The organism is Streptomyces sp. V4I8 (assembly GCF_041261225.1).
GTDB lineage: Bacteria > Actinomycetota > Actinomycetes > Streptomycetales > Streptomycetaceae > Streptomyces.
Genome location: NZ_JBGCCN010000001.1, coordinates 7,857,991 through 7,883,117 on the forward strand (window position 1 = coordinate 7,857,991; position 25,127 = coordinate 7,883,117).

General features: G+C 73.0%; 21 protein-coding genes and 2 pseudogenes. 15 read left to right on the forward strand and 8 right to left on the reverse strand.

What is annotated here, in order from left to right:
- Positions 1-28: 28 nt before the first annotated feature.
- Entirely contained in the window at positions 29-1,537 is a 1,509-nt protein-coding gene (locus ABIE67_RS35690; protein ID WP_370265668.1) for an alpha/beta hydrolase, read from the reverse strand.
- A 143-nt stretch (positions 1,538-1,680) separates the two neighbouring features.
- On the opposite strand from ABIE67_RS35690, the gene ABIE67_RS35695 reads away from it, so the two are divergent.
- From ABIE67_RS35695 to ABIE67_RS35740, 10 genes and pseudogenes are all read left to right on the forward strand, one after another.
- Positions 1,681-2,937, forward strand: coding sequence for an ATP-grasp domain-containing protein (locus ABIE67_RS35695; RefSeq protein WP_370265670.1), 1,257 nt, complete (start codon positions 1,681-1,683; stop codon positions 2,935-2,937).
- On the forward strand, positions 2,934-3,779 hold the full coding sequence (locus ABIE67_RS35700) for a Rossmann-like domain-containing protein (protein WP_370265671.1): 846 nt from the start codon (positions 2,934-2,936) through the stop codon (positions 3,777-3,779). The genes ABIE67_RS35695 and ABIE67_RS35700 overlap by 4 nt, the downstream gene beginning before the upstream one ends.
- Positions 3,776-4,852 (forward strand): PLP-dependent cysteine synthase family protein, encoded by a 1,077-nt coding sequence (locus ABIE67_RS35705; protein WP_370265672.1) that lies wholly within the window; start codon positions 3,776-3,778, stop codon positions 4,850-4,852. The genes ABIE67_RS35700 and ABIE67_RS35705 overlap by 4 nt, the downstream gene beginning before the upstream one ends.
- Complete coding sequence (locus ABIE67_RS35710; protein WP_370265673.1) at positions 4,849-5,916, forward strand: dipeptide epimerase; 1,068 nt, start codon at positions 4,849-4,851, stop codon at positions 5,914-5,916. Before ABIE67_RS35705 ends, ABIE67_RS35710 begins: the two co-directional genes overlap by 4 nt.
- Positions 5,900-7,129 (forward strand): MFS transporter, encoded by a 1,230-nt coding sequence (locus ABIE67_RS35715; protein ID WP_370265674.1) that lies wholly within the window; start codon positions 5,900-5,902, stop codon positions 7,127-7,129. Before ABIE67_RS35710 ends, ABIE67_RS35715 begins: the two co-directional genes overlap by 17 nt.
- Complete coding sequence (locus ABIE67_RS35720) at positions 7,126-7,926, forward strand: class I SAM-dependent methyltransferase (protein ID WP_370265675.1); 801 nt, start codon at positions 7,126-7,128, stop codon at positions 7,924-7,926. Before ABIE67_RS35715 ends, ABIE67_RS35720 begins: the two co-directional genes overlap by 4 nt.
- 23 nt (positions 7,927-7,949) lie before the next feature.
- Entirely contained in the window at positions 7,950-9,515 is a 1,566-nt protein-coding gene (locus tag ABIE67_RS35725; protein WP_370265676.1) for an ABC transporter substrate-binding protein, read from the forward strand.
- Between the two features lie 2 nt (positions 9,516-9,517).
- On the forward strand, positions 9,518-10,471 hold the full coding sequence (locus ABIE67_RS35730; protein WP_370269269.1) for an ABC transporter permease: 954 nt from the start codon (positions 9,518-9,520) through the stop codon (positions 10,469-10,471).
- A gap of 308 nt (positions 10,472-10,779) precedes the next feature.
- Positions 10,780-11,181, forward strand: a pseudogene (locus tag ABIE67_RS35735) (ABC transporter permease subunit); the annotation flags it as partial.
- Positions 11,127-12,881 carry an ABC transporter ATP-binding protein gene (locus ABIE67_RS35740; RefSeq protein ID WP_370269274.1) on the forward strand — a complete coding sequence of 585 codons (1,755 nt, stop codon included), beginning with the start codon at positions 11,127-11,129 and terminating at the stop codon, positions 12,879-12,881. The pseudogene ABIE67_RS35735 and the gene ABIE67_RS35740, both read left to right, overlap by 55 nt.
- An 86-nt stretch (positions 12,882-12,967) precedes the next feature.
- On the opposite strand, the gene ABIE67_RS35745 is transcribed toward ABIE67_RS35740, so the two are convergent.
- Entirely contained in the window at positions 12,968-13,675 is a 708-nt protein-coding gene (locus ABIE67_RS35745; protein ID WP_370265677.1) for a DUF2470 domain-containing protein, read from the reverse strand.
- A gap of 139 nt (positions 13,676-13,814) precedes the next feature.
- Positions 13,815-15,131: a hypothetical protein gene (locus ABIE67_RS35750; protein WP_370265678.1), complete on the reverse strand. Its 1,317-nt coding sequence runs from the start codon at positions 15,129-15,131 to the stop codon at positions 13,815-13,817.
- Positions 15,132-15,244: 113 nt separating this feature from the next.
- On the opposite strand from ABIE67_RS35750, the gene ABIE67_RS35755 reads away from it, so the two are divergent.
- The gene (locus tag ABIE67_RS35755; RefSeq protein ID WP_370265679.1) at positions 15,245-16,489 is read left to right on the forward strand and encodes a molybdopterin-dependent oxidoreductase; all 1,245 of its coding nucleotides are present in this window, start codon (positions 15,245-15,247) and stop codon (positions 16,487-16,489) included.
- Positions 16,489-16,944: a hypothetical protein gene (locus ABIE67_RS35760; RefSeq protein WP_370265680.1), complete on the forward strand. Its 456-nt coding sequence runs from the start codon at positions 16,489-16,491 to the stop codon at positions 16,942-16,944. The genes ABIE67_RS35755 and ABIE67_RS35760 overlap by 1 nt, the downstream gene beginning before the upstream one ends.
- A gap of 34 nt (positions 16,945-16,978) precedes the next feature.
- On the opposite strand, the gene ABIE67_RS35765 is transcribed toward ABIE67_RS35760, so the two are convergent.
- Genes ABIE67_RS35765 through ABIE67_RS35775 form a run of 3 tightly spaced genes read right to left on the reverse strand, consistent with a single transcriptional unit; the run spans position 16,979 to position 19,818 of the window.
- Complete coding sequence (locus tag ABIE67_RS35765; RefSeq protein ID WP_370265681.1) at positions 16,979-17,734, reverse strand: FAD:protein FMN transferase; 756 nt, start codon at positions 17,732-17,734, stop codon at positions 16,979-16,981.
- Between the two features lies 1 nt (position 17,735).
- The gene (locus ABIE67_RS35770) at positions 17,736-18,452 is read right to left on the reverse strand and encodes an FMN-binding protein (protein WP_370265682.1); all 717 of its coding nucleotides are present in this window, start codon (positions 18,450-18,452) and stop codon (positions 17,736-17,738) included.
- Between the two features lie 19 nt (positions 18,453-18,471).
- Positions 18,472-19,818: a ferric reductase-like transmembrane domain-containing protein gene (locus tag ABIE67_RS35775; protein WP_370265684.1), complete on the reverse strand. Its 1,347-nt coding sequence runs from the start codon at positions 19,816-19,818 to the stop codon at positions 18,472-18,474.
- Between the two features lie 176 nt (positions 19,819-19,994).
- Between ABIE67_RS35775 and ABIE67_RS35780 the strand changes: the two are divergent.
- The 3 genes and pseudogenes from ABIE67_RS35780 to ABIE67_RS35790 all read left to right on the forward strand — a co-directional run bounded on the left by ABIE67_RS35780 (position 19,995) and on the right by ABIE67_RS35790 (position 23,175).
- Positions 19,995-20,661 (forward strand): annotated as a pseudogene (locus tag ABIE67_RS35780) (response regulator transcription factor).
- The gene (locus ABIE67_RS35785) at positions 20,658-22,112 is read left to right on the forward strand and encodes an ATP-binding protein (protein ID WP_370265685.1); all 1,455 of its coding nucleotides are present in this window, start codon (positions 20,658-20,660) and stop codon (positions 22,110-22,112) included. Before ABIE67_RS35780 ends, ABIE67_RS35785 begins: the two are co-directional and overlap by 4 nt.
- A gap of 52 nt (positions 22,113-22,164) precedes the next feature.
- The gene (locus tag ABIE67_RS35790) at positions 22,165-23,175 is read left to right on the forward strand and encodes an NAD-dependent epimerase/dehydratase family protein (RefSeq protein WP_370265686.1); all 1,011 of its coding nucleotides are present in this window, start codon (positions 22,165-22,167) and stop codon (positions 23,173-23,175) included.
- Between the two features lie 30 nt (positions 23,176-23,205).
- On the opposite strand, the gene ABIE67_RS35795 is transcribed toward ABIE67_RS35790, so the two are convergent.
- Both ABIE67_RS35795 and ABIE67_RS35800 read right to left on the reverse strand, forming a co-directional pair.
- Complete coding sequence (locus ABIE67_RS35795; RefSeq protein WP_370265687.1) at positions 23,206-24,315, reverse strand: sensor histidine kinase; 1,110 nt, start codon at positions 24,313-24,315, stop codon at positions 23,206-23,208.
- A gap of 5 nt (positions 24,316-24,320) precedes the next feature.
- A complete protein-coding gene (locus ABIE67_RS35800) occupies positions 24,321-25,109 on the reverse strand; it encodes a response regulator transcription factor (protein ID WP_370265688.1) in 789 nt (262 codons plus the stop codon).
- Positions 25,110-25,127 lie beyond the last annotated feature (18 nt).

Here is a 25,127-nt window from a genome sequence, read left to right on the forward strand (position 1 = left end):
AGCCGTCCCGCGTCAGTGGGGCGGGTGCTCAGTGCATGTCACCCGCCTCCGGCAATCCCGGCCCGTCGCAGCGCACATCGCTTCCGGGCACCGTCCCGTCCACCAGGTAGGCCGCCACCGCGCCGTCCACACAAGCGTTCCCCCGACTGGCGAACACTCCGTGCGAGAAGTCGTGGTCGAGGGTCACCAGACGGGAGCCCGGGAGTACCTCCCGCAGTCGGCGGGCGCCCTCGATCGGGGTCACCGGGTCGTGGGCGGAGGCGACCAGCAGGACCGGTGGGGCGGCCGGGCTGCCGAGCGGGGTGCGACGGTCGGGGCGGTGGTGCCAGTACGCGCAGGCCGAGGCCTCCAGGCCGGTCAGGATCGGGTGCGGGTCGAGCCGCCGTATGCGGCGGATCTCCGCCACGATCTCGCGCGGGGCCGGTCCCGGACCGTCCGCGCACTTCACGATCCGGTTGGCCGCCTCGTAGTTGCGGGATTCCGGGCTGTCGAAGGCGGAGGCGGGGCGAAGACCGGCCACACCGCCGTCCGTCAGGTAGGTGCGCAGACCGTCGGCCAGGCCGGTCCAGCGTTCGGTGCGTCCGAGGGCGCGGTAGACGGCGCGGTCGAACTCCGCGGGGCCGAATCCGTTCACCGGGCGGGCGGCGAGGCCCTGGCGTACGCGCAGATGCGACCGTCGTACGGCGTCCGCGTCGCCGCCCAGTCCGAAGCGCTCCTCGTGCGCGGCCGTCCAGGTGAGGAACGTGTCCCGGGCGCGCAGCAGCGCCCGGCTCTGGAGCACGTCGAAGTCGTACCAGTCCCAGGGCCCGACCACGCTGTCCAGCACCATGCGGCGGACCCGGTGCGGGAAGCGAGCCGCGTAGGCCGCGCCCAGGTAGGTGCCGTACGAGACTCCCAGGAAGCTCGTGCGCGGCTCGCCCAGTGCGGCGCGGATCGCGTCCATGTCGTACGCCGTCTGCTCGGTGGACAGGTACGGCAGCACCGCCGTGCCCGCTCCCGTCGCGCAGTCGTCGGCCATGCGGCGCTGTGACGTGAGGTACGCCCGCTCGGCGCGCGGGCCCACCGGCACCGGGTCCGCGCCCGGACCGGTGAACAGGCCGCCCATCGCACCGCAGTCGACCGGCGTACTGCGGCCGACACCGCGCGGGTCGAAGCCGATGACGTCGTACGAACGCCGCACCCTCTCCGGGAGTTTGGCGCGCTTCGTCACCGCGTAGGGGAGCCCGGAGCCGCCGGGGCCGCCCGGGTTGACCAGCAGGATGCCGCGCCGCTCGGCCGGGGTGCCGGAGGCGGGGACACGGGAGACGGCGATCTCGATGCGCGGCCCGGAGGACGGGTGCCGCCAGTCGAGCGGGACGGTGAGGCGGCCGCATTCCACGCGGTCCGGCGTGGGCGGCGCCGGTACGGACGCCGGGCAGGGGCCGAAGGTGAGGGCCCTGGGGGCGGCCGTCGCCCGGGCGGGGGCGGCCGTGGGGAGCAGGGCGGCCGCGGCCACGAGGGCGCAGAGGAGGGTGGCGGGGCGAGGTGGGACGGACAAGGTCACTCCCAGGCTGGGTAAGAACGGGGTAGCAAATGAAAATGATTATCGCTAACGTGTGCGCGTCAAGTCCGGAACCCCTCCGACCGAGGGGCGCCCCGGGCTGCCTTGACGTCTGAACTCACGGCACGAAAAGGGGAGTTGTGGCTCATCTGCTGGTGGTAGAGAGCTGGGTCGGGTCGATGAGCAGACTGCTGCCACGGGCGATCCGGGAGGGCGGACACGAGTTCACCTTCCTCACCCGTGACCTGCATCACTACCTGCGCTCGGCACCCGAGGGCACGGCGCATCCGCTGCTCGGCGCCCGCAATGTGATCACCGCCGAGACCAATGACCTCGACACCCTGCTGCCCGAGGCGGCACGGCTGCACTCGGTCCTGGGCTTCGACGGGGTGATCACCTCCTGCGACTACTACCTCCCGACGGTCGCCCGCATCGCCGGGCACCTCGGCCTGCCCGGTCCCGGCCCCGAGGCGGTGGAGAACGCCTGCCGCAAGGACGCCACCCGCCGCGTCCTCGCCGACGCCGGCCTGCCCGGACCGCGCTTCGCCGTCCACGAGGAGTGGGCCGAGCTCGTGCGGGCCGCCCGGGAGATCGGCTATCCGCTCGTCGCCAAGCCGGTCGACCTGTGCGCCGGCATGTATGTGCGGCGCGTCGACGACGAGGCCCAACTCGCCGAGCTGGTAAGGGCATTGGCCGACTTCCCGGTCAACGCCCGCGGCCAGCGCCGCACCCCCGCCGTCCTCCTCGAAGAGCTCCTCGACGGCCCCGAGGTGAGCGTCGAGACCGTGTCGTACGCGGGCGCCGTGCACATGGTCGGCGTCACCGACAAGAGCATCGGCGGGGCGCCCGCCTTCATCGAGACCGGCCACATGTTCCCCGCCGCCCTGTCCCTCGCCGACCTCGACGCCGCCGAGCAGACCGCGCTCGGCGCGCTCAAGGCCCTCGGGCTCACGGACGGGGTCGTGGCGCACACCGAGATCAAGCTCACCTCCGACGGGCCGCGCGTGGTCGAGGTCAACCCCCGGCCCGCCGGCAACCGCATCACCGAGCTCGTCCGCCATGTCACCGGCATCGACCTCGCCGCCGCCTTCGTGGACGTCGCCCTCGGCCGCCGGCCCGACCTCGGGCGCACGGACACCGGACTGCGCAGTGCCGCCGTCGGCTTCCTCGTCCCGGACCGCGCGGGCACGCTCGAAGCGCTCGACGCCGGTCGACTGGCCTCGGCGGAAGGCGTGTTGGAGGTGCAGCTCGCCGAGCCCGGCAAGGCTGTGAAGGCGGCGGGCAGCAACAACGAGTACCTCGGCCACATCATGGCCGGCGACCCGGACGGACCCGGCGCCCGCGACCGCGTCGAGGACCTGCTGGCCGGGCTGCGCGCGGGGATGGTGATCCGATGACCGCCCTCAGCGCCTCACCGACGGCGCCCTGTCGGACGTACGACGATCTCGTCGCCCAGGTCCGCGCGGGCGCCCTCGGCCCCGACCCCCGCACCCAGCGCATCGCCGTCGCCTTCACCACCCGGCAGGCCGTACGGCACGACGGCCGCGGCACCGGCTACCGCAACGAGGTCCTCAGCCTGCGCCTCGCCGAAGCCGTCGGATCGTGCGCGGTCGAACCCGGCGAACTGCCCGACGGCGCGCTCGACGACTGCGTCGGCGCCGACGTGGCACGGCTGCTGGAGCACCCGCTGGCTGCCGTGCGGGTGGCAGCCCTGGACGCCTATCTGATGCACGTCATCCCGCACACGCCGGACCACGGGGCGCTGCCCGTCGCGCTGCCCGCCGGGTCGTCGCTGGAGAAGTCCACGGCCAGGGCGAGGGCCGTGGTGGAGCTGCTGGACCTGCCGGCCGACAGCACGGTGCTGGTGGTCGGAGTCGTCAACTCCCTGCTGGCGGAGCTGCGTTCGCGCGGGCTCGGCTACGTCCCGTGCGACCTCAAGGGCGGGGTGACGGAGTGGGGAGAGCCGGTCGTCGTGGACGCGCTCACCGCGGCCGAGAGCTGTGACGCGCTGCTGGTGTCCGGGATGACCCTGGGCAACGGCAGCTTCGAGGCCCTGCGCGAGCACGCACTGCGGCACGGCAAGCCGCTGGTGATGTTCGCGCAGACCGGCAGCGCGGTGCTGCCCCGCTTCCTGGGACACGGCGTGAGCGCGGTCTGCGCGGAGCCGTACCCCTTCTTCTGGCTCGACGGCGGGCCCGGGGTCGTCCACCGCTACCGCCGCGCCGGAGGTGCACGATGACCGCCACCGCGGTACGCCCCACCGCCCGCCCGGAGTTGCTCACCCTGCTCGGCCGTACCCCCGTCGTCCGTGTCACCACCGACCTGCCGCACGCGCACCCCGGTTTCTGGGCCAAGCTCGAAGGGCTCGCGGCGGGCGGGATGAAGGCGCGGGCCGCCGTGTCGATGCTGCTCGGTGCGCGGGAGCGAGGTGAGCTGCGGCCGGGCGCCCCGGTGGTGGAGTCCACCTCCGGCACACTCGGCATCGGGCTCGCCTTCGCCGGACAGGCGCTCGGCCATCCCGTCGTGCTCGTCGGCGACAGCGAACTGGAGCCGTCCATGCGGCAGTTGCTGCGCGCCCACGGCGTCCGTCTGGAGCTCGTCGACCGCCCGGCGCCGCAGGGCGGCTGGCAGGGCGCCCGCCTCGGCCGGCTGCGCGACCTGCTCGCCGAACTGCCCGGTGCCTACTGGCCCGACCAGTACAACAACCCCGACAACACGGCGGGTTATGCCTCGCTGGCCGCCGAACTCGGCGTTCAGCTCGACCACTTGGACATCCTGGTGTGCAGCGTCGGCACGGGCGGCCACAGCGCCGGGATCATCGGCCCGCTGCGCCGGCACTGGCCCGGGCTGCGGCTCATCGGCGTCGACGCCACCGGCTCCACGATCTTCGGCCAGCCCGCCCGCCCCCGGCTGATGCGCGGCCTCGGCAGCAGCATCCACCCGCGCAACGTCGCCTACGACGCCTTCGACGAGGTCCACTGGATCGGCCCCGCCGAGGCCGTGGACAGCTGCCGAAGGCTCGCCCGGGGAAGCTTCGTCAGCGGCGGCTGGAGCACGGGCGCGGTCGCCAGGGTCGCCGCCTGGGCGGCCCGCGTGCACCCGGGAGCGGTCGTCGCCACCGTGTTCCCCGACGGGCCGCACCGCTACCTCGGCACCGTCTACGACGACGACTTCCTCACCGCCCACGGCCTCGACCTCGCCGCGGCCGCCACCCGGCCCGTGGAGATACCGCACCCCCATGCCGCCGAGGCGAGCGGGTGGGCGCGGTGTGCCCGGGTCGCCGATCCGCTCTCTCCCGGAAGGACGCGATGAAGGCCCGCCTGCGCACCGTACGTCTCGAACTCGCCGAGCCGCTGCGCATCTCCCGCTCCACCATGACCGCCCGCGACGCCGTGTGGCTGGGCGTCGAACACGAGGGGGTGACCGGATACGGCGAGGCCGTCAGCAGCGTGTACTACGGGCTGGACGCCGACACGCTCGTACGGCTGATCTCGGCGGTCGGTCTGGAACGGTTCGCCGATCCCGAGAGCGCCCTGGAGGCCCTGTCCTCGGAGACGCGGCCCTCGGAGCCCCGGCCCCCGGACGGCGTACCGCCTGCTGTCACCGCCGCCGTCGAGTCGGCGCTCCTCGACCTCGTCGGCAAACGGGGCGGTGTGCCCGTCCACCGCCTCCTGGGCACTGAGACGTCGTTCGGTGTCGCCACCGCACGCACCATCGGCATCACCTCGCTCGCGCACGCGGCCGCCGAGGCCCGGCGCCTCGCCGCGAGTGGATTCGAGGTCGTCAAGGTGAAGGCGGGCTCGAACGATGCCGAGGACGACGTGGAGCGCGTGCGGGTCATCCGGGACGCGGCCCCTCATGTGCGGCTGCTGCTGGACCCGAACGGGGCCTGGAGCACGGCGGAGGCCCAGCGGCTGCTGCCCCGGTTCGCCGCGCTCGGCGTCGAGGCCGTCGAACAGCCGCTCGTCCCCGGTGACCCGGACGCGCTGGCCGCCCTCGCCGAGAGGTCGCCGCTGCCTGTCATCGCCGACGAGGACGCGGTGAGTATCGAGGACGTACGGCGGCTGGCCGGGCGCGTCCACGGCGTCAACGTCAAGCTCGCCAAGTGCGGGGGCGTCCGGGCGGCCCTGCGGATCGCGCGGTTGATCGAGGGCAGCGGGACGGAGCTGATGCTCGGCTGCCTCACCGCCAGCAGCCTCGGCATCGCGCCCGCCGTCCACCTGGCCGACCGCGCCCGCTGGGCCGACCTGGACGGGCATCTGCTGCTCGCGCACGACCCGTGGACGGGGATCGGCGGCGCGGACGGCACCGTACGCACAAGTGCGCGGCCCGGCCTGGGAGTCGAGGAGGTGACGGCGTATGAAGACGTGGCGTGAGATGCGCGGCTTCCCACTCGCCGTGCAACTTCTCCTCGTCAACCAGCTCGGCGTCAACACCGGCTTCTACCTCCTCATCCCGTACCTCGCCACCCACCTCGGCGAGAACCTGGGCATGTCGGCGGCGGTCGTCGGAATCGTCCTCGGCGTGCGGAACCTGAGCCAGCAGGGCCTGTTCATCATCGGCGGCTCCGCGTCGGACCGGCTCGGGGCGCGGGGCGTCATCATCGCCGGGTGCGCCCTGCGGACCGTCGGCTTCGGGCTGTTCGCGCTGGGCGACGGGCTGCCGGTGCTGCTCGCCGCGTCCGTGCTCAGCGGGCTCGCGGGGGCGCTGTTCAACCCGGCCGTGCGGGCGTATCTGGCGCAGGAGTCGGGGGAGCGCAAGGCGGAGGCGTTCGCGCTGTTCAACGTGTTCGCCACGACCGGCGCGCTCATCGGGCCGCTGCTGGGCAGCGCCCTGCTCCTCGTCGACTTCCGCACGTCCGCCCTGACCGCCGCCGGGATCTTCGCGGTGCTCACCGTGGCGCAGGCCCTCGTCCTGCCCGCGCGGAAGGTCGAACCCAGCGGCAACAGCGGTGTCCTCGGCGACTGGCGCGAGGTGCTCGGCAACCGGGCCTTCCTCGCCTTCGCGCTCGCCATGGTCGGCATGTTCACCCTGGAGAACCAGCTGTACCTGCTGCTGCCCGACGGGGCCCGCGAGGCCACCGGCTGGGACGGGGCCGCGGGCATCGTCTTCCTCGTCGGCACGGTGGCCAACCTGGCGCTTCAGCTGAGAATCACGACCGCCCTCAAGGCCCGTGGGGACAGAGCGCGTTGGATCGCCGTCGGGCTCGCGGTGATGGGGCTGGCCTTCCTGCCGGCGGCCTTCACGGCAGGTGCCGTGCCCGTTCTGGTGGGCGCGCTGCTGCTGTACCTCGGCATCATGATCGCCTCGCCGTTCGTGATGGAGCTGATCCCGCGCTTCGGGCGGCCCGAGCTGACCGGCACGTACTTCGGGATCTTCTACGTCGTCTCGGGCATCGCCGCCGCGCTCGGCAACACGGCCGTCGGCTGGTCCATGGACTCCGGCGAGCGGGGCGGCCACGCGTGGCTGCCGTGGGTGTGCTGTGCGCTGTTCGGGCTGGCCTCGGCGGGCGGGGTCGCATGGCTGCGCCGGCGCGGGGTGCTGCCGACGCAGGCCGACGAACCGGTGCGCGAGAGGGCCGACGCATGACCGACGGCAACCTCCTCACCGACAACCCGGCCCTCTACGAGGCCCGCTTCCCCGACCCCGACCGGCTCGCCGGGCGCTGGGCCGAGGACTGCCTGCGCCGCCACGGCGCCGGGCCACGTGTCCTCGACATGGGCTGCGGTACCGGGCGCGACGCCGCCCACCTGCACTCCGTCGGCCGTACGGTGACCGGCGCCGACCTCTCCGAGGCGATGCTGGCCCACGCCCGCGCCCACCACCCGGGACCCACCTATGTCCGGGCCGACCTGCACGGCTTCGCCCTGCGCGACCTGGGCGGGGACCCCTTCGACGCCGTCGTCTGCCTGGACAGCTCCCTGCTGTACTGCCACACCAACGACCAGCTCGACGGCTTCCTCGCCTCCTGCCGCCACGCCCTCGCCCCGGGCGGGCTGCTGGTCGCGGAGCTGCGCAACGGCGCGTACTTCCTCGGCCGTACGGACCTCCTCGACAGCCCGACGGTCAACGCCTTCACCTGGCGGGGCACCGCCTACCGGTCCACCACCACCCTGACCGTCGACCGCACCGCCCAACTCCTGCGCCGTACGCGCGTGTGGACCGCCGACGACGGAACCCCGCCGGTCGAACAGCGCTCCGCGTGGCGGCTGCTGTTCCCGCAGGAGCTACGGCACCTGCTCGCCGCGCACGGCTTCCAGGTGCTCGACCTCCATGACGGCCCCGGACCCCGCACCGAACCTCCCTGGCAGCAGGGCGAGTCGCCCGGCGACAGCACCGACGGAGACCGGCTGCACGTCGTGGCGCGCCTGAACACCACCCGCTGACCCACACACTCCAAGGAACAGTCATGAACGACGAACGCTTTCCCGGCCTGCACCGACGCGGCTTCCTCGCCGCGACGTCCGGTGTCGCCGCCCTCTCCCTCGTCGGCTGCGGAGGCGGCACCGACGACAAGGCGGACGCCGGGTCCGGCACCCCGAAGCGCGGCGGACGGCTGCGTGCCGCGTTCGCCGGGGGCGGCGCCAGCGAGACCCTCGACCCGCATCTGGCCAACCTCTTCGCCGACGTCGCCCGCGCCAAGGCGCTCTTCGACAAGCTCGCCGACTACGGCGCCGACCTCTCCGCCCAGCCCCGCCTCGCCGAGAAGTGGGAGTCCAACAAGACGCTCGACCGCTGGCAGGTGACGCTACGTCAGGCGACCTTCCACGACGGCAAGCCCGTCACCGCACAGGACGTCCTGTACAGCTACCGCCGGATCGCCGACCCCGAGCAGGCGTTCCGCGCCAAGGCGTCCCTGGAGCCCCTCGACCTAGACGCCAGCCGCGCCACCGGCGAGCGGTCCATCGAGTTCGTGCTCAAGCGGCCCACCGCCGAATTCCCCAACGTCCTGGCGGCGTTCGGCGCGTACATCGTCCCGGAGAACGCCACCGACTTCGACAAGAAGCCCGTCGGCTCCGGCCCCTTCAGGTTCGTCTCCTTCGCCCCCGGCCGCTCCGCCGTCTTCCGCCGCAACGACGACTACTGGGACGGCGCCCCGCTCCTCGACGAGATCGAGTTCGTCGTCGCCAACGAGGAGTCCGCCCGCGTCAACGCCCTCCTCGGCGGTCAGGTCGAATACGCGCACGAACTCAACCCGACGACCGCGCGGGCCCACGAGTCCGGGGGCCAGATCGAGATCGTGCGGCTGCGCAACAGCGCCATGCAGGCCTTCTGCATGAAGACCGACCGGGCGCCCTTCGACGACAAGCGGGTCCGCGAGGCCTTCTTCCTGATCGCCGACCGCCAGGAACTCGTCGACGGCGCGCTGTCCGGCGCGGGCGAGGTCGGCAACGACCTCTTCGGCAAGGGCTACGAGTACTATGCCGCCGGCCTGCCGCAGCGCGAGCAGGACCTCGACAAGGCCCGCGCCCTGCTGAAGAAGGCCGGCGCCGAGAAGCTCAAGGTCACCCTGGACACCTCGGCCGTCGCCGCCGGGTTCACCGAGGCCGCCGGCATCTTCCGCGACCAGGCCGCGAAGGCGGGCGTCACGATCGACGTGAAGATGGGCAGCAAGGACTCCTACTGGAGCGACATCCTCGACAACGGCACCCTGTGCTGCTACCGCTCCGGCGCCATGCCCATCGAGGCGCACTTCTCCCAGCGCCTGCTCACCGACTCCACCACCAACGCCACCAAGTGGCGGCACAAGGACTTCGACACCCTCTACCAGCAGGCCCAGTCCACCCGCGACAAGACCGAACGCGCCGCCGTCTACGAACGGATGCAGCGCCGCCTGTACGCCGAGGGCGGGTTCCTCATCTGGGGCTTCGCGGACTGGATCATCGGAACGGCGCGCACGGTGCGGGGGGTGGAGACCAAGGCCCCCGCCAACACCCTCGACTGGGCCCGCTTCGACAAGGTGTGGCTCGCGTGAGGATGAGCCCACTGCGCTCTTTCGTCGCCCGGCGCCTGCTCCTCGGTGTCGCGCAGACCGTGGCCGTGGTGCTGCTGGTCTTCGCGCTCACCGAGGCGCTGCCGGGCGACGCCGCGGTGGCCCTCGCGGGCGACCAGCCGGACCCCGCGCGTATCGCCGCGATCCGCGAGGCGATGGACCTGGACCGGCCTGCGTACGAGCGGCTGGCCGACTGGGCGACCGGGCTGCTGCACGGCGACTTCGGCACCTCCCTGGCCTCCGGCCGCCCCGTCACCCAGTACATCGCCGACGGCTTCGGCCCCACCCTGCTGCTGGCCGCGCTCACCCTGGCGCTCCTCGTCCCGCTCGGCTTCGGCCTCGGGGTGCTCGCCGCCCGCCATGAGGGACGCCTCGTCGACCGGCTGGTCAGCTCGGTGACGCTGGCCGTGTACGCCGTCCCCGAGTTCGCCCTCGGGGTGCTGCTGGTGACGGTCCTCGCCCTGAAGCTGGCCTGGCTGCCGCCGACGGCGGTCGGCTACGGCACCGACCTTCTCGGCCATCCGGCGGCGCTGGTCCTGCCGGTGCTGGTCCTGCTGTCCCGCCCGGTCTGCTCCCTGTCCCGGCTGGTGCGGGCCGGCATGGTCGACGCCCTGGCCTCCCCCTACGCCGCCCACGCCCGCCGCTACGGCGTCCCCGGCGTCCGCGTCCGCTACACCCACGCCCTGCCGAACGCCCTCGCCCCGGCCGCGCAGCAACTCGCCCGCACCGTCGACTGGTTGCTGTGCGGGGTGATCGTGGTGGAGGCCCTCTTCGTGATCCCGGGCCTGGGCACGGTCCTCCTCAACGCCGTGGCCGAACGTGACGTACCCGTGGTTCAGGGGCTGGCCGTGGTGTTCGGGGTGCTGACGGTCGTGCTCAACCTCGGTGCCGACCTGGTGGCCCACCGGCTCACTCCCCGGGCGGGGGTGGCCGCATGAAGCCGCCCTTCGGTCGCCATCGCCGTTTCGCGCTCGGCCTCGCCGTCGTCGCCGCCCCCCTGGTACTCGCCCTCTTCGGGCCGCTGTTCGTGGGCGACCCGGGACCTCACGCCATCTCCTTCGCCCAAGGCGGCGGCCACTGGCTCGGCACCGACTTCGTCGGCCGTGACGTGTGGCAACAGGTCCTGCTGGGCGGCCGTACGGTCGTCCTCACCGCGCTGGCCGCGACCGCGCTCGCGTATCTCGTCGCCGTCCCGGTCGCGCTGACCGGCGCCCTCACCCGCCACCGCCTGCTGGAAGAGCTGCTGATGCGGCCGCTGGACGTGCTGCTCGCCGTACCGTCGCTGCTGCTGATCCTGCTCGTGGCCTCCGTGTTCGCGCCGGGCGCGGCCGGGCTCGCGCTGCTCGTGGCGCTGGTGAACGTGCCCGACGCGGCCCGGATCGTGCGGGCGGCGGCGGGGGAGGCCGCGGCCCGCCCCGCCGTCGAGGCGCTGCGGATGCAGGGGGAGACCTGGTGGCGGATCGCCGTCGGCTACGTCGGCCGGTCGGCCCTGCGCACCCTCGCCGCCGACGCCGGGATCCGGCTGACCGGCGTGCTCTACCTGGTGTCGACGGCCGCGTTCCTCGGCGTCGGCGTCGCGCCGGACGCCGCCGACTGGGCGGTCATGGTCGACCGCAACCGCACCGGCCTGCTGGTGCAGCCCTGGGCCGTGGTGGTGCCCGCGCTGTTGATCGTCGCGCTGACGATGGGGACGAACCTGCTCTTCGACGCGGCGCTGGAGAAGAAGACCGGCCTGAGGGCGGAGGCCTCCCGGGAGGTCTTCGGGGAAGCCTTCGGGGAGAAGAAGGGGCGACGCCGGTGAGCCGGGCAACGGAGGCGGCGGTCGCCGAGATCCGCGACCTGCGTGTCGAGATCGACGGCCGTGCCATCGTCGACGGAGTGCACCTGCGGGTGCCGCCCGGCGAGGTGACCGCGCTGGTCGGCGCCTCGGGGAGCGGCAAGACCACGACGGGACTGGCGTTGCTCGGGGAGTATCCGCCGGGCGCCCGTGTCACGGGTGAGGTGCGGCGGCCGGGGGACGGACCGGTGGGCTATGTGCCCCAGCATCCGGCGGCCGTCCTCAACCCCGCGCGCCGCGTCAGCGCCCTCCTCGCCGACATCGCCCGCCCCCAGGTCCGCCACCTGCCCCGCGCCGAACGCCGTCAGGCCGCCCGAGCACTGGTCCTGCGAGCCCTGTCCGACGCCCAACTCCCGGACGCCGAAGTCCTGTTGCGCCGCTACCCGCACCAGCTCTCCGGCGGCCAGCAGCAACGCGTCGTCCTCGCCCAGGCCCTGCTGCTCGGCGCCCGTGTCATCGTCGCCGACGAACCCACCACCGGCCAGGACGCGCTGACCAAGAGCCGCATCGTCGAGCAGCTGGCCGCCGTCGCGGCACGCGGTATCGCGGTCGTCCTGCTCAGCCACGACCTCGACGTGGTACGTGCCCTCGCCCACGGGGTCCTCGTCATGCGCGCGGGCCGGGTCGTCGAGTCCGGCCCCGTGGAGCGGCTGTGGGCGGCACCCCGGCACGAGTGGACCCGTCGGCTGCTCGACGAACAGCGCGCCGCCCGGCAGGGCGAGGAGAGCATCGGAGCGGGTCAACCCGTCCTGGAGGTGCGGGACTTGACTGCCGTCCATGGCCGCGGAACCGTCGTTCTGCGCGCCCCGCACCTCACCCTCCACCCCGGCGAATGCCTCGCCGTCGTCGGCCGTTCCGGCAGCGGCAAGACCACGCTCGCCCGTTGTCTCGCGGGCCTGCACCGCGACCACGACGGTGAGATCCTGCTCGACGGCCTGCCCCTCCCGCGCAGCCTGCGCCATCGCGATCGGGCTCAACTCGCCGCCGTGCAGTACGTCTTCCAGGACGCCCGAGCCGCTTTCGGCGAGCACCGGCCCGTGCTGCACCAGGTGGCCCGTACGGCGGTACGGCTGCGCGGGACCGATGAACGGGCTGCCACGGACGAGGCGTTGAGCACCCTGAACCGCCTCGGCCTGGCGGAGGAGCCGGCTCACCGCCGCCCCGGTGAGCTCTCCGGCGGCGAACTCCAGCGCGCCGCCCTCGCCCGGGCCCTGCTCGCCCGCCCCCGGGTGCTGGTCTGCGACGAAGTCACCTCCGGCCTGGACACGGTCACCCGGCGGGGCATCCTCGACGTCCTCGCGGGTCTCGTCGGCGAGGGCGACGACCTGTCCCTCGTCCTCATCACCCACGACCTGGCCACCGCACGCCTGGCCCACCGCATCGCCGTGCTGGACGCGGGTGAGCTGGTCGAACAGGGGCCGGGGCGACAGGTGTTGACGGAACCTCAGCACCCGTTCACGGTCTCTCTCATGCGGACGACCGAGCGTCTGGAGACGGGAACCCGACGGTGAGAGCCGACCTCCGGGCGCCTTCGCGGAGGAGACGGGAAGGCCTCTGCGAGTGGCCCGGAGGTCGGCGGTTTCGGGGGCGCCCCCGGCTACGACCTGGTCGGCAGATGACGGCCGCGCGGACGGGCGGTGGCCTCGGCGAGCAGGGCGTGGATCTGGTGCACCGCCTCTCCCGGGTGGGTGGCCGGGCAGGCGAAGGGCAGGCGGACGTCGTGGTGGGAGCCCGGCGTCTCCAGCCGGAGCACGAGCCCGTGCCGGTCGAGCCGCAGCGGCCGTACACCGGTCGCGCCGAGCTGTTCCCGGGCCGGGAGCAGACGGGCGAGCGGGGCCACGGTGTGGGCGTGGGCCGCGTCCAGCCGGGCCAGCATCTCCGCCTCGTGCTTGGCCAGGGGATCGGGTGAGGCGAGGGTCAGTTCGTCGAGGGCGATGACGGTCGTCCCGTCGTCCTCGGTGAGCACGGCCCGGGCCGGATGGAAGACCAGGTTCTTCGGGCCGAGGGCGCTGAGCCGGCCGCCCAGGGTCAACCGGGAGCGCACCCGCTCGCGTACGGCCACGGCGGCGACGTCGGTGAACTCCACGAGGGCGGCGAGATCGCCCTGCGGCGCCACCGCCAGCTCGGCGGCCAGGTGGCCGTCCGGCGGGTTGTGCAGGAGCAGTCGTGCGGCGGCGTCGACGGTGTGCAGGCCGATCAGCTCGATGCGATGGCCCTGCGTGGTGACGGTCAGCGAGCCGGCCGCCGCCAGCACCGAGCGGGCGCGCTCGGCGGGCGTCGGCTCAGGGCGGGGGGCAGCAGACATGGAGACCTTTCGAGAAGCCCAAGGCGTTCGACTTAGGTAAGCCTAACTTTATTCTGCCGTCTCCGTGTCCGCCAACTCGGTGTTCGCCAACCGTGTGTCCACCAACTCGGTTCACCCACCCTGTGTTCCAACCCCCTGCTCACCAACCCGTCAGCAACAGGTGATTCACGGCCAGCGCGAGCACCGCCTGAGCCGCGAGCCACGTGCGCGGGCCCGTCAGGAACGCACAGGCAGGCAGCAGCCACAGCGCGAACGGCAGCCAGATCCGCTCCGTCTCCGCCTTGCTCATGCCGGACAGGTCGGCGACGAGCAGGGCGACCAGCGCGCCGAACACGAGGAGAGCGAGGCGCACTTGGGCCCGCTCAGCGCGCCGGACCAGCGTCACACCCGCCCGTCGCAGGCCGGCCACCGTGCCCAGGCCCACGATGACGACCGTGCACGCCGGATTGGCCCACACCCAGTAGCCGTACGGCCGCACACCCCCGGCACCCTGGTGGTAACGGGTGACCAGCAGGCGGTACGCCTCCCACCAGTCGAAGCCCATGACGGTGAACACGACGGGCGCGACCAGGAAGCCGGCCGACAGGAAGAGGAGAGGGCGGGCACGGTGGGAGCCCAGCAGCAGGACGACGGCGGCGATCACGGCGAAGAGAGTCAGGCCGTACGAGAGGTAGGCCGTCCAGCCGAAGAGGAGACCCGAGGCAAGCCCCGTCCACCCGGGCCGGTGGCCCGTCACCGCCCACGCCAGGAACGCGACCGCCCAGGCGGCGACCGCCGCGAAGTACCCGTCGGCCGAGGTGCCCACCCACACCGCCGCCGGGGCGAGGACGAGGAAGGGCGCGGCGCGGCGGGCGAGCCGCTCGTCGGCCAGGGCGCGTACGGCGACGAGGACCGCCACCGCCCCCGTCGTACCGACCGTGACGCACCAGGTTCCCGCCCAGCCGCCACCGCCGAGGCCGATCCGGTCGAGGAGGACGAAGGTGAGGGTGGCGCCCGGAGGGTGCCCGGCGACATGGGCGGGCCAGTTGTCCGGCGACTGGAGCAGGATGTGGCCGGCGAAGCCCCGGAGCGTGGCGGGGATGTCCTGGAAGCGGTCGATGACCCGGAGATACTCGTGCGGAGTCGTCAGCCGCACCGCGATGCCCCGGTGCCAGCCGTCGACCAGGGCGAGGGACCAGGTCCAGGCCAGGCCGGCACCCCAGGTCGCGAGGAGCAGTGGCCGCCAGCGCAGCCGGGCCGCAACCGAGGGGCCGTACGCCACGACCGCCGCCGCGACGGCGAGCGCGGCCGGGGTGCCGGGACCGGCATGCGGGCCCCAATCGGCCAACAGAGGCGGCCAGTTGACCCGGAGCGTGCCGTCCCGCTGCTGGATCACGGTGCCGAGGACGGCGGCGGTCACGACGAGGAGCACGGCGGCCGCTGCGGCGGACAGGTCATGGCGGAGGTCGCGGTTCACGCCAGAACGCTAGGCCGGGCACCTTCCGCCGGACGGTTGACAGGCGCGGACGTCAGAGATCCGTCATGGTTCGCGCACCCTCTCCCGGGGCGGACCGGACCTACCGTCGGGGCATGGCACGGACTCCCTCCTCCCCCCTCACTCCCTTCTCTCCCGCCTTCTGGCGCAGCCCCCTGCGCGGCCCCCGGCTGACCTCGGTGCTCGGCGTCGTCCTCCTCGGCGGGATCACGGTGCTGTTCGTGACGGGGCTGGTCTCCTACGCCGCCTACAACCCGAACCTGGCGCCGGTGAACGACAAGACCCCCGACAAGGGGATCCTCGGCTTCTACCTCTTCTCCTGGCCCACCGACCCGCACTGGCTGTACCGGCTCAACCAGGGCGTCCACGTCACGCTCGGCATCACCCTCATCCCCGTGCTCCTGGCCAAGCTGTGGTCGGTCGTGCCGAGGCTCTTCACGCTGCCGCCCGCGCGCTCCCTCGCGCACGCGCTGGAGCGGATCTCGCTGCTCTTCCTGGTCGGGGGCGCCCTGTTCGAGTTCGTGACGGGCGTGCTCAACGTCCAGCTGGACTACGTCTTCCCCGGCTCCTTCTACACCCTGCACTTCTACGGGGCGTGGGTCTTCATCGCCGCGTTCGTCGCGCACGCGGTGCTGAAGGCGCCCCTGGCGTGGCGGAATCTGCGCCAGGCACGGGAGGAGAGGAACGACCTGGTCCCGCCAAGTCCCGCCGAGGCGACCGTCACCCGGCGCGGTGCCCTCTGGTTCGTCGGTGGCGGCTCGCTGCTCCTGTTCGCCACGACCGTCGGGCAGAACTTCGACGGAGTCCTGCGCCGGACCGCCCTCCTCGCCCCGCACGGCGGCGCCGAACCGGGCAGCGGGCCGGGCGGCTTCCAGATCAACAAGACGGCCGCGTACGCGGGGATCCGCGAGGCCGAGACGGACGAGGAGGCGTGGCGGCTGGTGATCGAGGGGCGGGACGGGAGAACGGTCCGCCTCACCCGCGCCGACCTGCTCGCCCTGCCGTTGCACAGCGCGGCGCTGCCCATCGCCTGCGTGGAGGGCTGGTCGACGTCCGACCAGTGGTGGCGCGGAGTACGGCTACGGGACCTGGCGAGGCTGGTCGGCCACGACGAGGACCCGCCCGACGTCCTCGTGGAATCCCTCCAGCGACGCGGCGCCTTCCGCAGGGCCGCGCTGCGCGCCAACCAGGTCGCCGACTCCCGTTCCCTGCTCGCCCTGTTCGTCAACGGCGAGGACCTGACCCCCGACCACGGCTACCCGGCACGCGTCATCGTGCCCGCCGCGCCCGGTGTGCTGAACACCAAGTGGGTGGCGCGGATGACGTTCGGAGACCTCTGATGCGACGACCCCGGCCCGCTGTCGGCAGCCCGCTCCAACTCCTGCTCCTCGCCTGCTCGTTCGCGCTCACCGCGTATGCGGGCCTGCGGCTCCTGGACGGCGACCGGTTCGGGATCGCGCTGTGGTTCGTGGGGGCGGCGGTCCTCCACGACCTGGTCCTGGTGCCGCTGTACGGGGCTGCGGACCAGGCGCTGCTCCGGGGCTTCGAGGCGGCGGGAGGCCGGCGGTGGGTGTCGTACGTCCGTGTGCCCGCCGCGTTGTCGCTGCTGCTCCTGCTGGTCTGGTTCCCGCTGATCAGCGGGCGGGTGGCGGACCGCTACGCCTTCGCCACCGGCCTGTCCGCGGACGGCTTCCCGGCCCGTTGGCTGCTGATCACGGCCGTGCTCTTCGGCGGCTCGGCGGTGGTGTTCGTGCTGCGGCGGCGCAGGGAGGCCACGCACGCCGACCAGGGGTGAGGGAGGGGGCCGCTCGGCCCCCCCGGATACGCGGCTACGCCGCCCGCGTGTCCGCCGCCCGCGTCTCCGCCGACGCCACCGGAAAGCCCTCCGTGCGCAGGACCCGCTGCTCCGCGTCCACCGCGAACACCTCGCAACCCTCCCGCGCGGCCGCCCACTCGGCACCCTGCGCGCCCATCGCGAACGCGGCGGTCGCCACCGTGTCCGCCACGGTCAGGGAGGACGCCACCACGCTCAACGAGAGCAGGCCCGTCGCCGGACGTCCGGTCCGCCCGTCGATGATGTGGTCGCCGCGCTCATAGCGGGCGGACGTCGCGATCGCCCCGTCCCCGAGTTCGGCCACCACGCACACCTTGTCGGCCTGCTCGGGGTGCCGTACCCCCACCCGCCAGGGCCCGCCGGAGACGACCACGTCACCCCCGGCGTTGAGGACGAAGCGCCGCGCCCCCGCGGCCTTCAGCAGCTCGGCCGCCCGCTGCACGGACCAGCCCTTCACCACCGCGCACGGATCGAGCCCGCGCCCCGGCAGCCGTACGTCGAAGGCGCCGCCGGTGGCGACCCGGTACTCCTCGCACAGGTCCAGCACCTCGGCGAGGTCCGCGCTGACCCCGCTCCGCGCGATCTCGCCCCGGTCCAGTCGGCGCACCTCGCTGTCCGCCTTGAACGGGCTGAACCGGGCGTCGACCTCACGCAGCCACGCGAAGACGGCGTCGGCCGTCTCCTCACCGATCTGCTCGTCGTCGACCCGCAGCGAGACCGGGAACCCCATCACATGCTCGACGCGGTGCATGTCAGGCGCCCTTGGCGTCGATGGCGGCCTGGAGGGACTCCCTGTAGCCGTCGCTGGTGATCGTGGCGCCGGACACGGTGTCGATGTCCGAGCTCTGCGCCTCAAGGGTCTCCGCGATCAGCTTCGGTACCGCGGCCGTCGTCTGGGGGTGGTTCGGCTGCTGGAGCATCTTCACAGCCGTGATCTTGTCGCCCTCGAAGGACACCTGGACCTGCACCGGGCCCTTGTCGGTGTTCACCGTCGAGCCGTCGACCGTCTGCGTCTGCGAGGCGGCGGACGCCGAGGGGGACGCGGAGGACGAGGACGCCGACTTCGCGTTCGCGTCGATGGCGGCCTGGAGGGACTCCCTGTAGCCGTCGCTGGTGATCGTGGCGCCGGACACGGTGTCGATGTCCGAGCTCTGCGCCTCAAGGGTCTCCGCGATCAGCTTCGGTACCGCGGCCGTCGTCTGGGGGTGGTTCGGCTGCTGGAGCATCTTCACAGCCGTGATCTCGGAGCCCTGGAAGGTCACCTCGACCTGCACGGGGCCCTTGTCGGTCTGCACGGTCGAGCCCTTGACTACCGTGCTGCCCGACCCCGAGCCCGACGCGGCGGAGGACGCCGAGGGCGTCGAGGCCGGCGCGGCGGCCTCCGTGGCGGTGCCGAGGGACGGCTCGTAGCGCCAGACCGGGATCAGGCCCACGGCGCTCAGGACCAGGACAGGTATTGCTCGCTTCACGATGTCTTTCCCGTCCTGCTCAGCCGGCCAGGCTGAAACGCTCGAAGTGGACCTGCTGCTTGGGCACGCCCAGCTCGCGCAGGCTGCCGATCAACGCGTTCATCATGGGCGGCGGGCCGCACAGGAAGACGTCCCGGTCGGTGATGTCCGGAACCAGCCGCGCCAGCTCCGCCGGGGCCAGCTTGTCCGGGACGGGCGGGCCGGTCACCAGGTGCAGCTCGGCACCCTTGGCGTGGGCGAGCTCCACCAGCTCGCCGTGGAGGACCGCGTCCCGGTCCGTGGCGACCCGGTAGATCACGACCGCGTGGCCGTGCAGCTCCTCCAGCAGCGCCCGGATGGGGGTGACACCGACGCCGCCAGCGATGAGCACGGCCTCCGGCCGGGTGCGGTGCATCGCGGTGAAGGCGCCGTAGGGGCCCTCGGCGAAGACGCGCGTGCCGACCTTGAGGTGCCGCAGGCCCGCCGAGCCGGCGCCGGCCGCCTTGGCGGTGAGCCGCAGCTGGTTGCCGTCGGGCGCGGCCGACAGGGAGAACGGGTTCGCCTGCCACCAGCGGTCCTTCGTCAGGAACCGCCACAGGAAGAACTGGCCGGCCCGCGCGGGCAGCTTGTCCAGGTCGCGGCCGGTGACGTAGACGGAGACGACGTTGTCGGACTCGGCGACGACGGCGGAGACACGCAGCTGGTGGCGCCAGTTCCGCCACAGCGGCAGGACCAGCCGGCCGACGAACACCGAGGCCAGCGCGACGCCCCAGACGGCGTACCAGTAGGCCGTGGCGGCGGGCGAGGAGGTGAAGGACGTACCGACCGCGACCTGGTGCGTGAAGGCCAGGAGCACCGCGACGTAGGTGTACAGGTGGATGAAGTGCCACGTCTCGTACGCCAGCCTGCGGCGCGCGAACCGGGCCGACACCACGCCGATCACGATGATGATCCCCAGCGCGACGACGGCGCGCAGCACGCCCTCGACCGTCTCGGCGAGGTCGATCAGCTGGTTGACCGGGTCCAGGGAGGACGACTCGGCGTAGCCGAAGGTGATGAACACGACGTGCGAGAGGAGGGTCCACAGGACACTGAAGCCGGTCCAGCGGTGCCAGGACGTCAGCCGGTCCATGCCGATCCGGCGGTCCAGCCAGGGCAGCCGGGCCACCAGCAGCAGCTGGAAGGCCATGAGGAGCGCGCCGAACAGGCCGAAGAGCCGGCCGAGCACGATGAGCGTGTTCGAGGCGAAGCCGGCGGCGAAGAAGAAGTAGAGCACCGCGGCCACGTTCGCGGCCAGCAGGGAGTACAGCCCCGTGCGGGCGACCACCCTGGGGCGTATCGCCTTGCGGGGCGCTGGGGGCGCGGTGGGCGATTGGACGGTCGTCACGGGTGACAGCTCCTTGATCTCGTCTGTGGATACCGAGCTTGTCCGGCCGGTGCTGTCGAAAAGCTGTCGTATGTCTTTCAACTGCTTATCGATGTGGTCGCGGTACCTGCCCCGCCCCCGAGGACCGCCCCCCGGTGCCGCAGTATGAACGGGTGGAGAAAGTACGCCTTCTGGTCGTGGACGACGACCCGCCCATCGCCGACCTCGTGGCGACGGTCGCCCGCTACGAGGGCTGGCAGGCGATCACCGCGAACTCCGGTGAGGAGGGGCTGCGGCTGGCCGCCGAGTTCCATCCGGACATCGTGGTGCTGGACCTGATGCTGCCCGATCTGGACGGTTTCGGCGTCCTGGACCGGCTGCGCGGAGCCGGGACGATGGTGCCCGTGGTGTTCCTCACCGCCCGCGACGGGGTGGCCGACCGGGTGGCCGGGCTGACCAGGGGCGGCGACGACTACCTGGTCAAACCGTTCGCGGTGGAGGAGCTGATGGCCCGGCTGCGGAACCGTGCTGCGGCGCAGCGCCGGGCCCGGTTTCCAGCGTTCCGTCCTTCGGGTGGCCGACCTGATGATGGACGAGGACACCCGCGAGGTGCGCCGCGGCGACAAGCAGCTCACGCTCACCCCGACCGAGTACGAGGTGCTGCGCTATCTGATGCGCAAGTCGCCGACCGTGCTGACCAAGGCGCAGATCCTCGACCATGTGTGGGAGTACGGCTTCGGCGGCCGCTCGAACGTCGTCGAGCTGGTCGTCAGCCGGCTGCGCCGCAAGCTCGACGACACCGGCACGCCGCTGATCCACACCGTGCGGGGCTTCGGGTACGTGATCCGGCAGGCCGCCGAGTGATCGGGCGGCTGCGGCGGACCTACCGTGGGATGCGGCTCGGGACCCGGCTGGCGCTGGGTCTCGGAGTGCTGTCGCTCGTGGTGTTCGGCGTCGTGGGCACCGCCCTGACGACGTATATGCGCGACTACCTGTCGGCCCAGCTCGACACCCAGCTGGCGCAGGGCCAGATCGCCCAGTCCAAGTCCATCGCGGACTACGGCACGCTGACCGGGAAGAAGTACTACAGCTGGTTCTACGCCGTGTACGACGTGGCGGACGGCACGCCCGAGCTGCGCAGGCCCGAGGACCCCGCCGACCTGCCGAAGGACGTCGACGGCTTCACCTCCCTGGCGCGGGCGCAGGCCGAGGCGGACACGGAGGTCCTACGCACCGAGCACCTCCGGGGCAAGGGCGAGTACCGGCTGCGCGCCTGTGAGGTCGAGCCCGGTGTGGTGCTGGTCAGCGCGGCGCCCATGGACGACATCGAGGACACGGTGGGCCAGCTGATCACCATCCAGGTGGTCACCTTCGGCCTCGCGCTGCTGGCCCTCGTCGTGTTCGGGCGGGGCATGCTGCGGCGGGGCCTGAACCCGCTGAGCGACATGGCGCACACCGCCCGCGGTATCACCTCGCACGATCTGACGGACTCGGCACGGCTGCCCGTGCGGCACGACAAGCGCAGCGGTGGCCCCGAGGTCGAGGAGCTGCGCACCGCGTTCAACACCATGCTGGAGCACATCGACGACTCCCTCGCGGTGCGGGCGGAGGCGGAACAGCGCCTGCGCCGCTTCGTGGCGGACGCCTCGCACGAGCTCCGTACGCCTCTGATGTCGGTCCGGGGCTACGCCGACCTCTTCCAGTACGCCGCCGCCAACGCTCCCGAGGAACGGGACAGGCACCTGGCCCGCCTGCGCGCCGAAGCCGCCCGCATGGGCTTCCTGCTGGACGACCTGCTGCTGCTCGCCCGCCTGGACGCGGCCGAGGTGGAGACGCCGCTGCGCCTGCAGGAGGCGGACCTGGTGGACCTGGTCGGGCAGGCGGTGGACGCGTTCCGGGTCACCCGCGCCGACCACCCGCTGACGGTGGAGCCCGGACCCGGTTCCCTGAAACTGCGCCTTGACCCCCAGCGCATCCGCCAGGTCCTGGACAACCTGCTCGCCAACGCGGCGATGCACACCCCCGCCGGGACCCAGGTGTCCGTCGCGGTGTCGATGGCGAACGGCTCGGCCCAGGTCCGGATCGCCGACGCCGGCCCCGGTATCCCGCCCGCCGACCGCGAACGCGTCTTCGACCGCTTCTACCGCGTCGACAAGGCCCGCAGCCGCGACCGCGGCGGCAGCGGTCTGGGACTGGCGGTGGCACAGTCCCTGGTGCGGGCGCACGGCGGCCGGATCGACCTCACCAGCGAGCCGGGGGCGACGGTGTTCACGGTGACGATCCCGCTCACGCTCGGAGGTCTTACGGACCCGTGACATGACCGGCGCCGAGCCGCCGAAGCGTCCCTCGCGGTCCTAGCGTGAGCGCATGCGCGTACTGGTCACCGGCGGTGCCGGGTTCATCGGGTCCCATGTCGTCGAGGCGCTCGCGGCGCGCGGGCACGAACCCGTCGTGTACGACGTCCGCACCGACCCCGCATCGGACGTGCGCGGCCCGGATGCCGTCCGCCGGGCCCTGACCGGCGTCGACGCCGTGTGCCACCAGGCCGCGATGGTCGGCCTCGGCGTCGGGTTCTCCGACGCCACGGAGTACGTCTCCCGCAACGACCTCGGTACGGCCGTGCTGCTCGCCGCCATGGCCGACGCGGGCGTACGGCGGCTGGTGCTGGCCGGGTCGATGGTCGTGTACGGCGAGGGGCGCTACGAGTGCGAGCGGCACGGTGTCGTACGGCCGGGGCCGCGAGCCGTCGCCGACCTGGACGCGGGCCGCTTCGAGCCGCCCTGCCCGGTGTGCGGCGCCGCCCTCTCGCCCGGGCTGGTCGGCGAGGACGCCCCGGTCGATCCGCGCAACGTGTACGCGACTACCAAGCTCGCCCAGGAACATCTGGCGGCGGCGTGGGCGCGCGCGACGGGCGGCACGGCGGTGTCGCTGCGCTACCACAACGTCTACGGGCCGGGCATGCCCCGCGACACCCCCTATGCCGGGGTCGCCTCCTTCTTCCGCTCGGCGCTCGCGCGCGGTGCGGCGCCGCGCGTCTTCGAGGACGGCCGCCAGCGCCGGGACTTCGTCCACGTACGGGACGTGGCCGCGGCCGACGTGATCGCGCTGGAGGCGAGTGCGGCCGACCTGCCGGAGGGTGCGCTCACGGCGTACAACACCGGCAGCGGCGACCCGCACACCGTCGGCGAGATGGCCCGCGCGCTCGCGGCGGCGTACGGCGGCCCCGAGCCCGTGGTGACCGGGGAGTACCGGCTGGGCGACGTACGGCACATCACGGCGGACTCGTCGCGGCTGCGGGCGGAGCTGGGCTGGAAGGCCGAGGTGGCGTTCGCGGCGGGGATGCGGGAGTTCGCGGAGGCCGGCATGCGGGGGGCGTGATCCTCGGAGACCGGTGGAGCCGCACGCCTCTCAGGAGGCGGCGGGCAGCACCACCTCGAACCGGCAGCCGCCGGGGACGTTCCGTACCGTGGCCCGTCCCTCGTGCGCCTCGACGATGCCCCGCACGATGGCGAGGCCGAGCCCCGCACCGGCCGGGGGTGTGCGGGCGTGGGTGCCCCGCCAGCCGGTGTCGAAGACGCGCGGCAGATCCTCCTCGGGGATCCCGCCGCAGCTGTCGGTCACGGACAGCACCACGCCCTCGGCCGAGCGCTCGGCGGCGACGGCGACCGTGCCGTCGGCCGGAGTGCGCCGGATGGCGTTGACCAGCAGATTGCCCAGCACCCGGCTCATCTCCTTGCCGTCCACCTCCACCGGCACCGTCTCGATACGGTCGCCGACGAGCCGGACGCCGTGCTCACGGGCCAGCGCGTCCGCTCCCGAGAGGGCGTCGCCGACGAGGTCGTACAGGGACATCCGGGCGAGCGACAGGGGCAGGGTGCCCGCGTGGATACGGGAGAGTTCGAAGAGGTCGCTCACCATGCCGTTGAGGCGCTCGACCTCCATGCGGATCTGCTTGAGGTAGCGGTCGGGGTCGGCGGCCACCCCGTCCTCCAGCGCCTCCGCCATCGCGCGCAGGCCCGCCAGCGGGGTGCGCAGGTCGTGGGAGATCCAGGCGACGAGTTCGCGCCGGGAGGACTCCAGGGCCCGCTCACGCTCGCGGGACTCGGCGAGCCGGGCGCTGGTCGACTCCAGTTCCCGGCTCAGCGCGGCGAGTTCGGCGGTCGCGGGGCCGTCGGGCGAGGTGAAGTCGCCGCCGTCGCCGAAGGAGCGGGCGGCGAGCGCGAGGGCATGACTGCGGGCGGCGACCCAGCGGCCGAGCAGCAGGGCGGTGGCGAGCGAGACCACGGCGGCCATGGCGACGACGGTCGTGACGACGGTGAGGTCGTGCCCGGACAGGAACATCGCCTGCGCGACCGCGAGCGTGCCCGCGAGCATCGCGGTGACGCCGACACCCGCGACCACGGCGAGATGCGCGATCAGCGAGCGGCGCCGGATCAGCAGCAGCACGCACGCGCCGAGCACTCCGGCCGCGGCGGCGCCGAGGAAGGCGAAGAGGGCGATGAGGAGGGTGGCACGCACGGTCGTCACCCCTCGATGCCGGAGTCGGAGGCGGAGGCGGCGTCGACGTCGGAGGTGCCGCCGGGGCCGGTGTCGGTGCCGGTGGCCGTGGCGTCGAACCGGTAGCCGACGCCCCACACGGTCTGAATGAGGCGGGGCCGGGCCGGGTCGTCCTCCACCTTGCCGCGCAGTCGGCGGACGTGGACGGTGACGGTCGACAGGTCGCCGAAGTCCCAGCCCCACACCTCGCGCATCAGGTCCTCGCGGCTGTGGACCCGGCCGGGGTGGCGCAGGAAGAAGGTGAGGAGGTCGAACTCGCGGATGGTGAGGGCGAGTTCGGTTCCGTCCTTGGCGGCGCGGCGGGCCGCGGGGTCGACGCGGAGCCCGGCCGCGCGCAGGGTGGCCCGCGACCGGGCGGGACTCGGGCACGTGCGTCGGAGCACCGACTCGACGCGCAGGACGAGTTCGCGAGGGCTGAAGGGCTTGGTGACGTAGTCGTCGGCGCCGACCTCGAGGCCGAGGATGCGGTCGTCCTCGTCGCCGCGTGCGGTGAGCATGATGACCGGCACGGGTCCGTGGCCGCGTATCCGGCGGCACACCTCCAGACCGTCCATGCCGGGCAGCATCAGGTCCAGGACGACGAGGTCCGGCCAGTGCGCGGCGGCTCGCGCGAGGGCGTCGGGACCGTCTCCGGCGCGGTCCACGACGTAGCCGGCGCGGTCGAGGTACCCGGAGACGATCTCGGCGACGGTGGGATCGTCGTCGACGACGAGCACCCTGGCCCCGGCCTGCGGATACGGCTGTTGCTGCTCCATGCCGCCAGCGTCGCACCC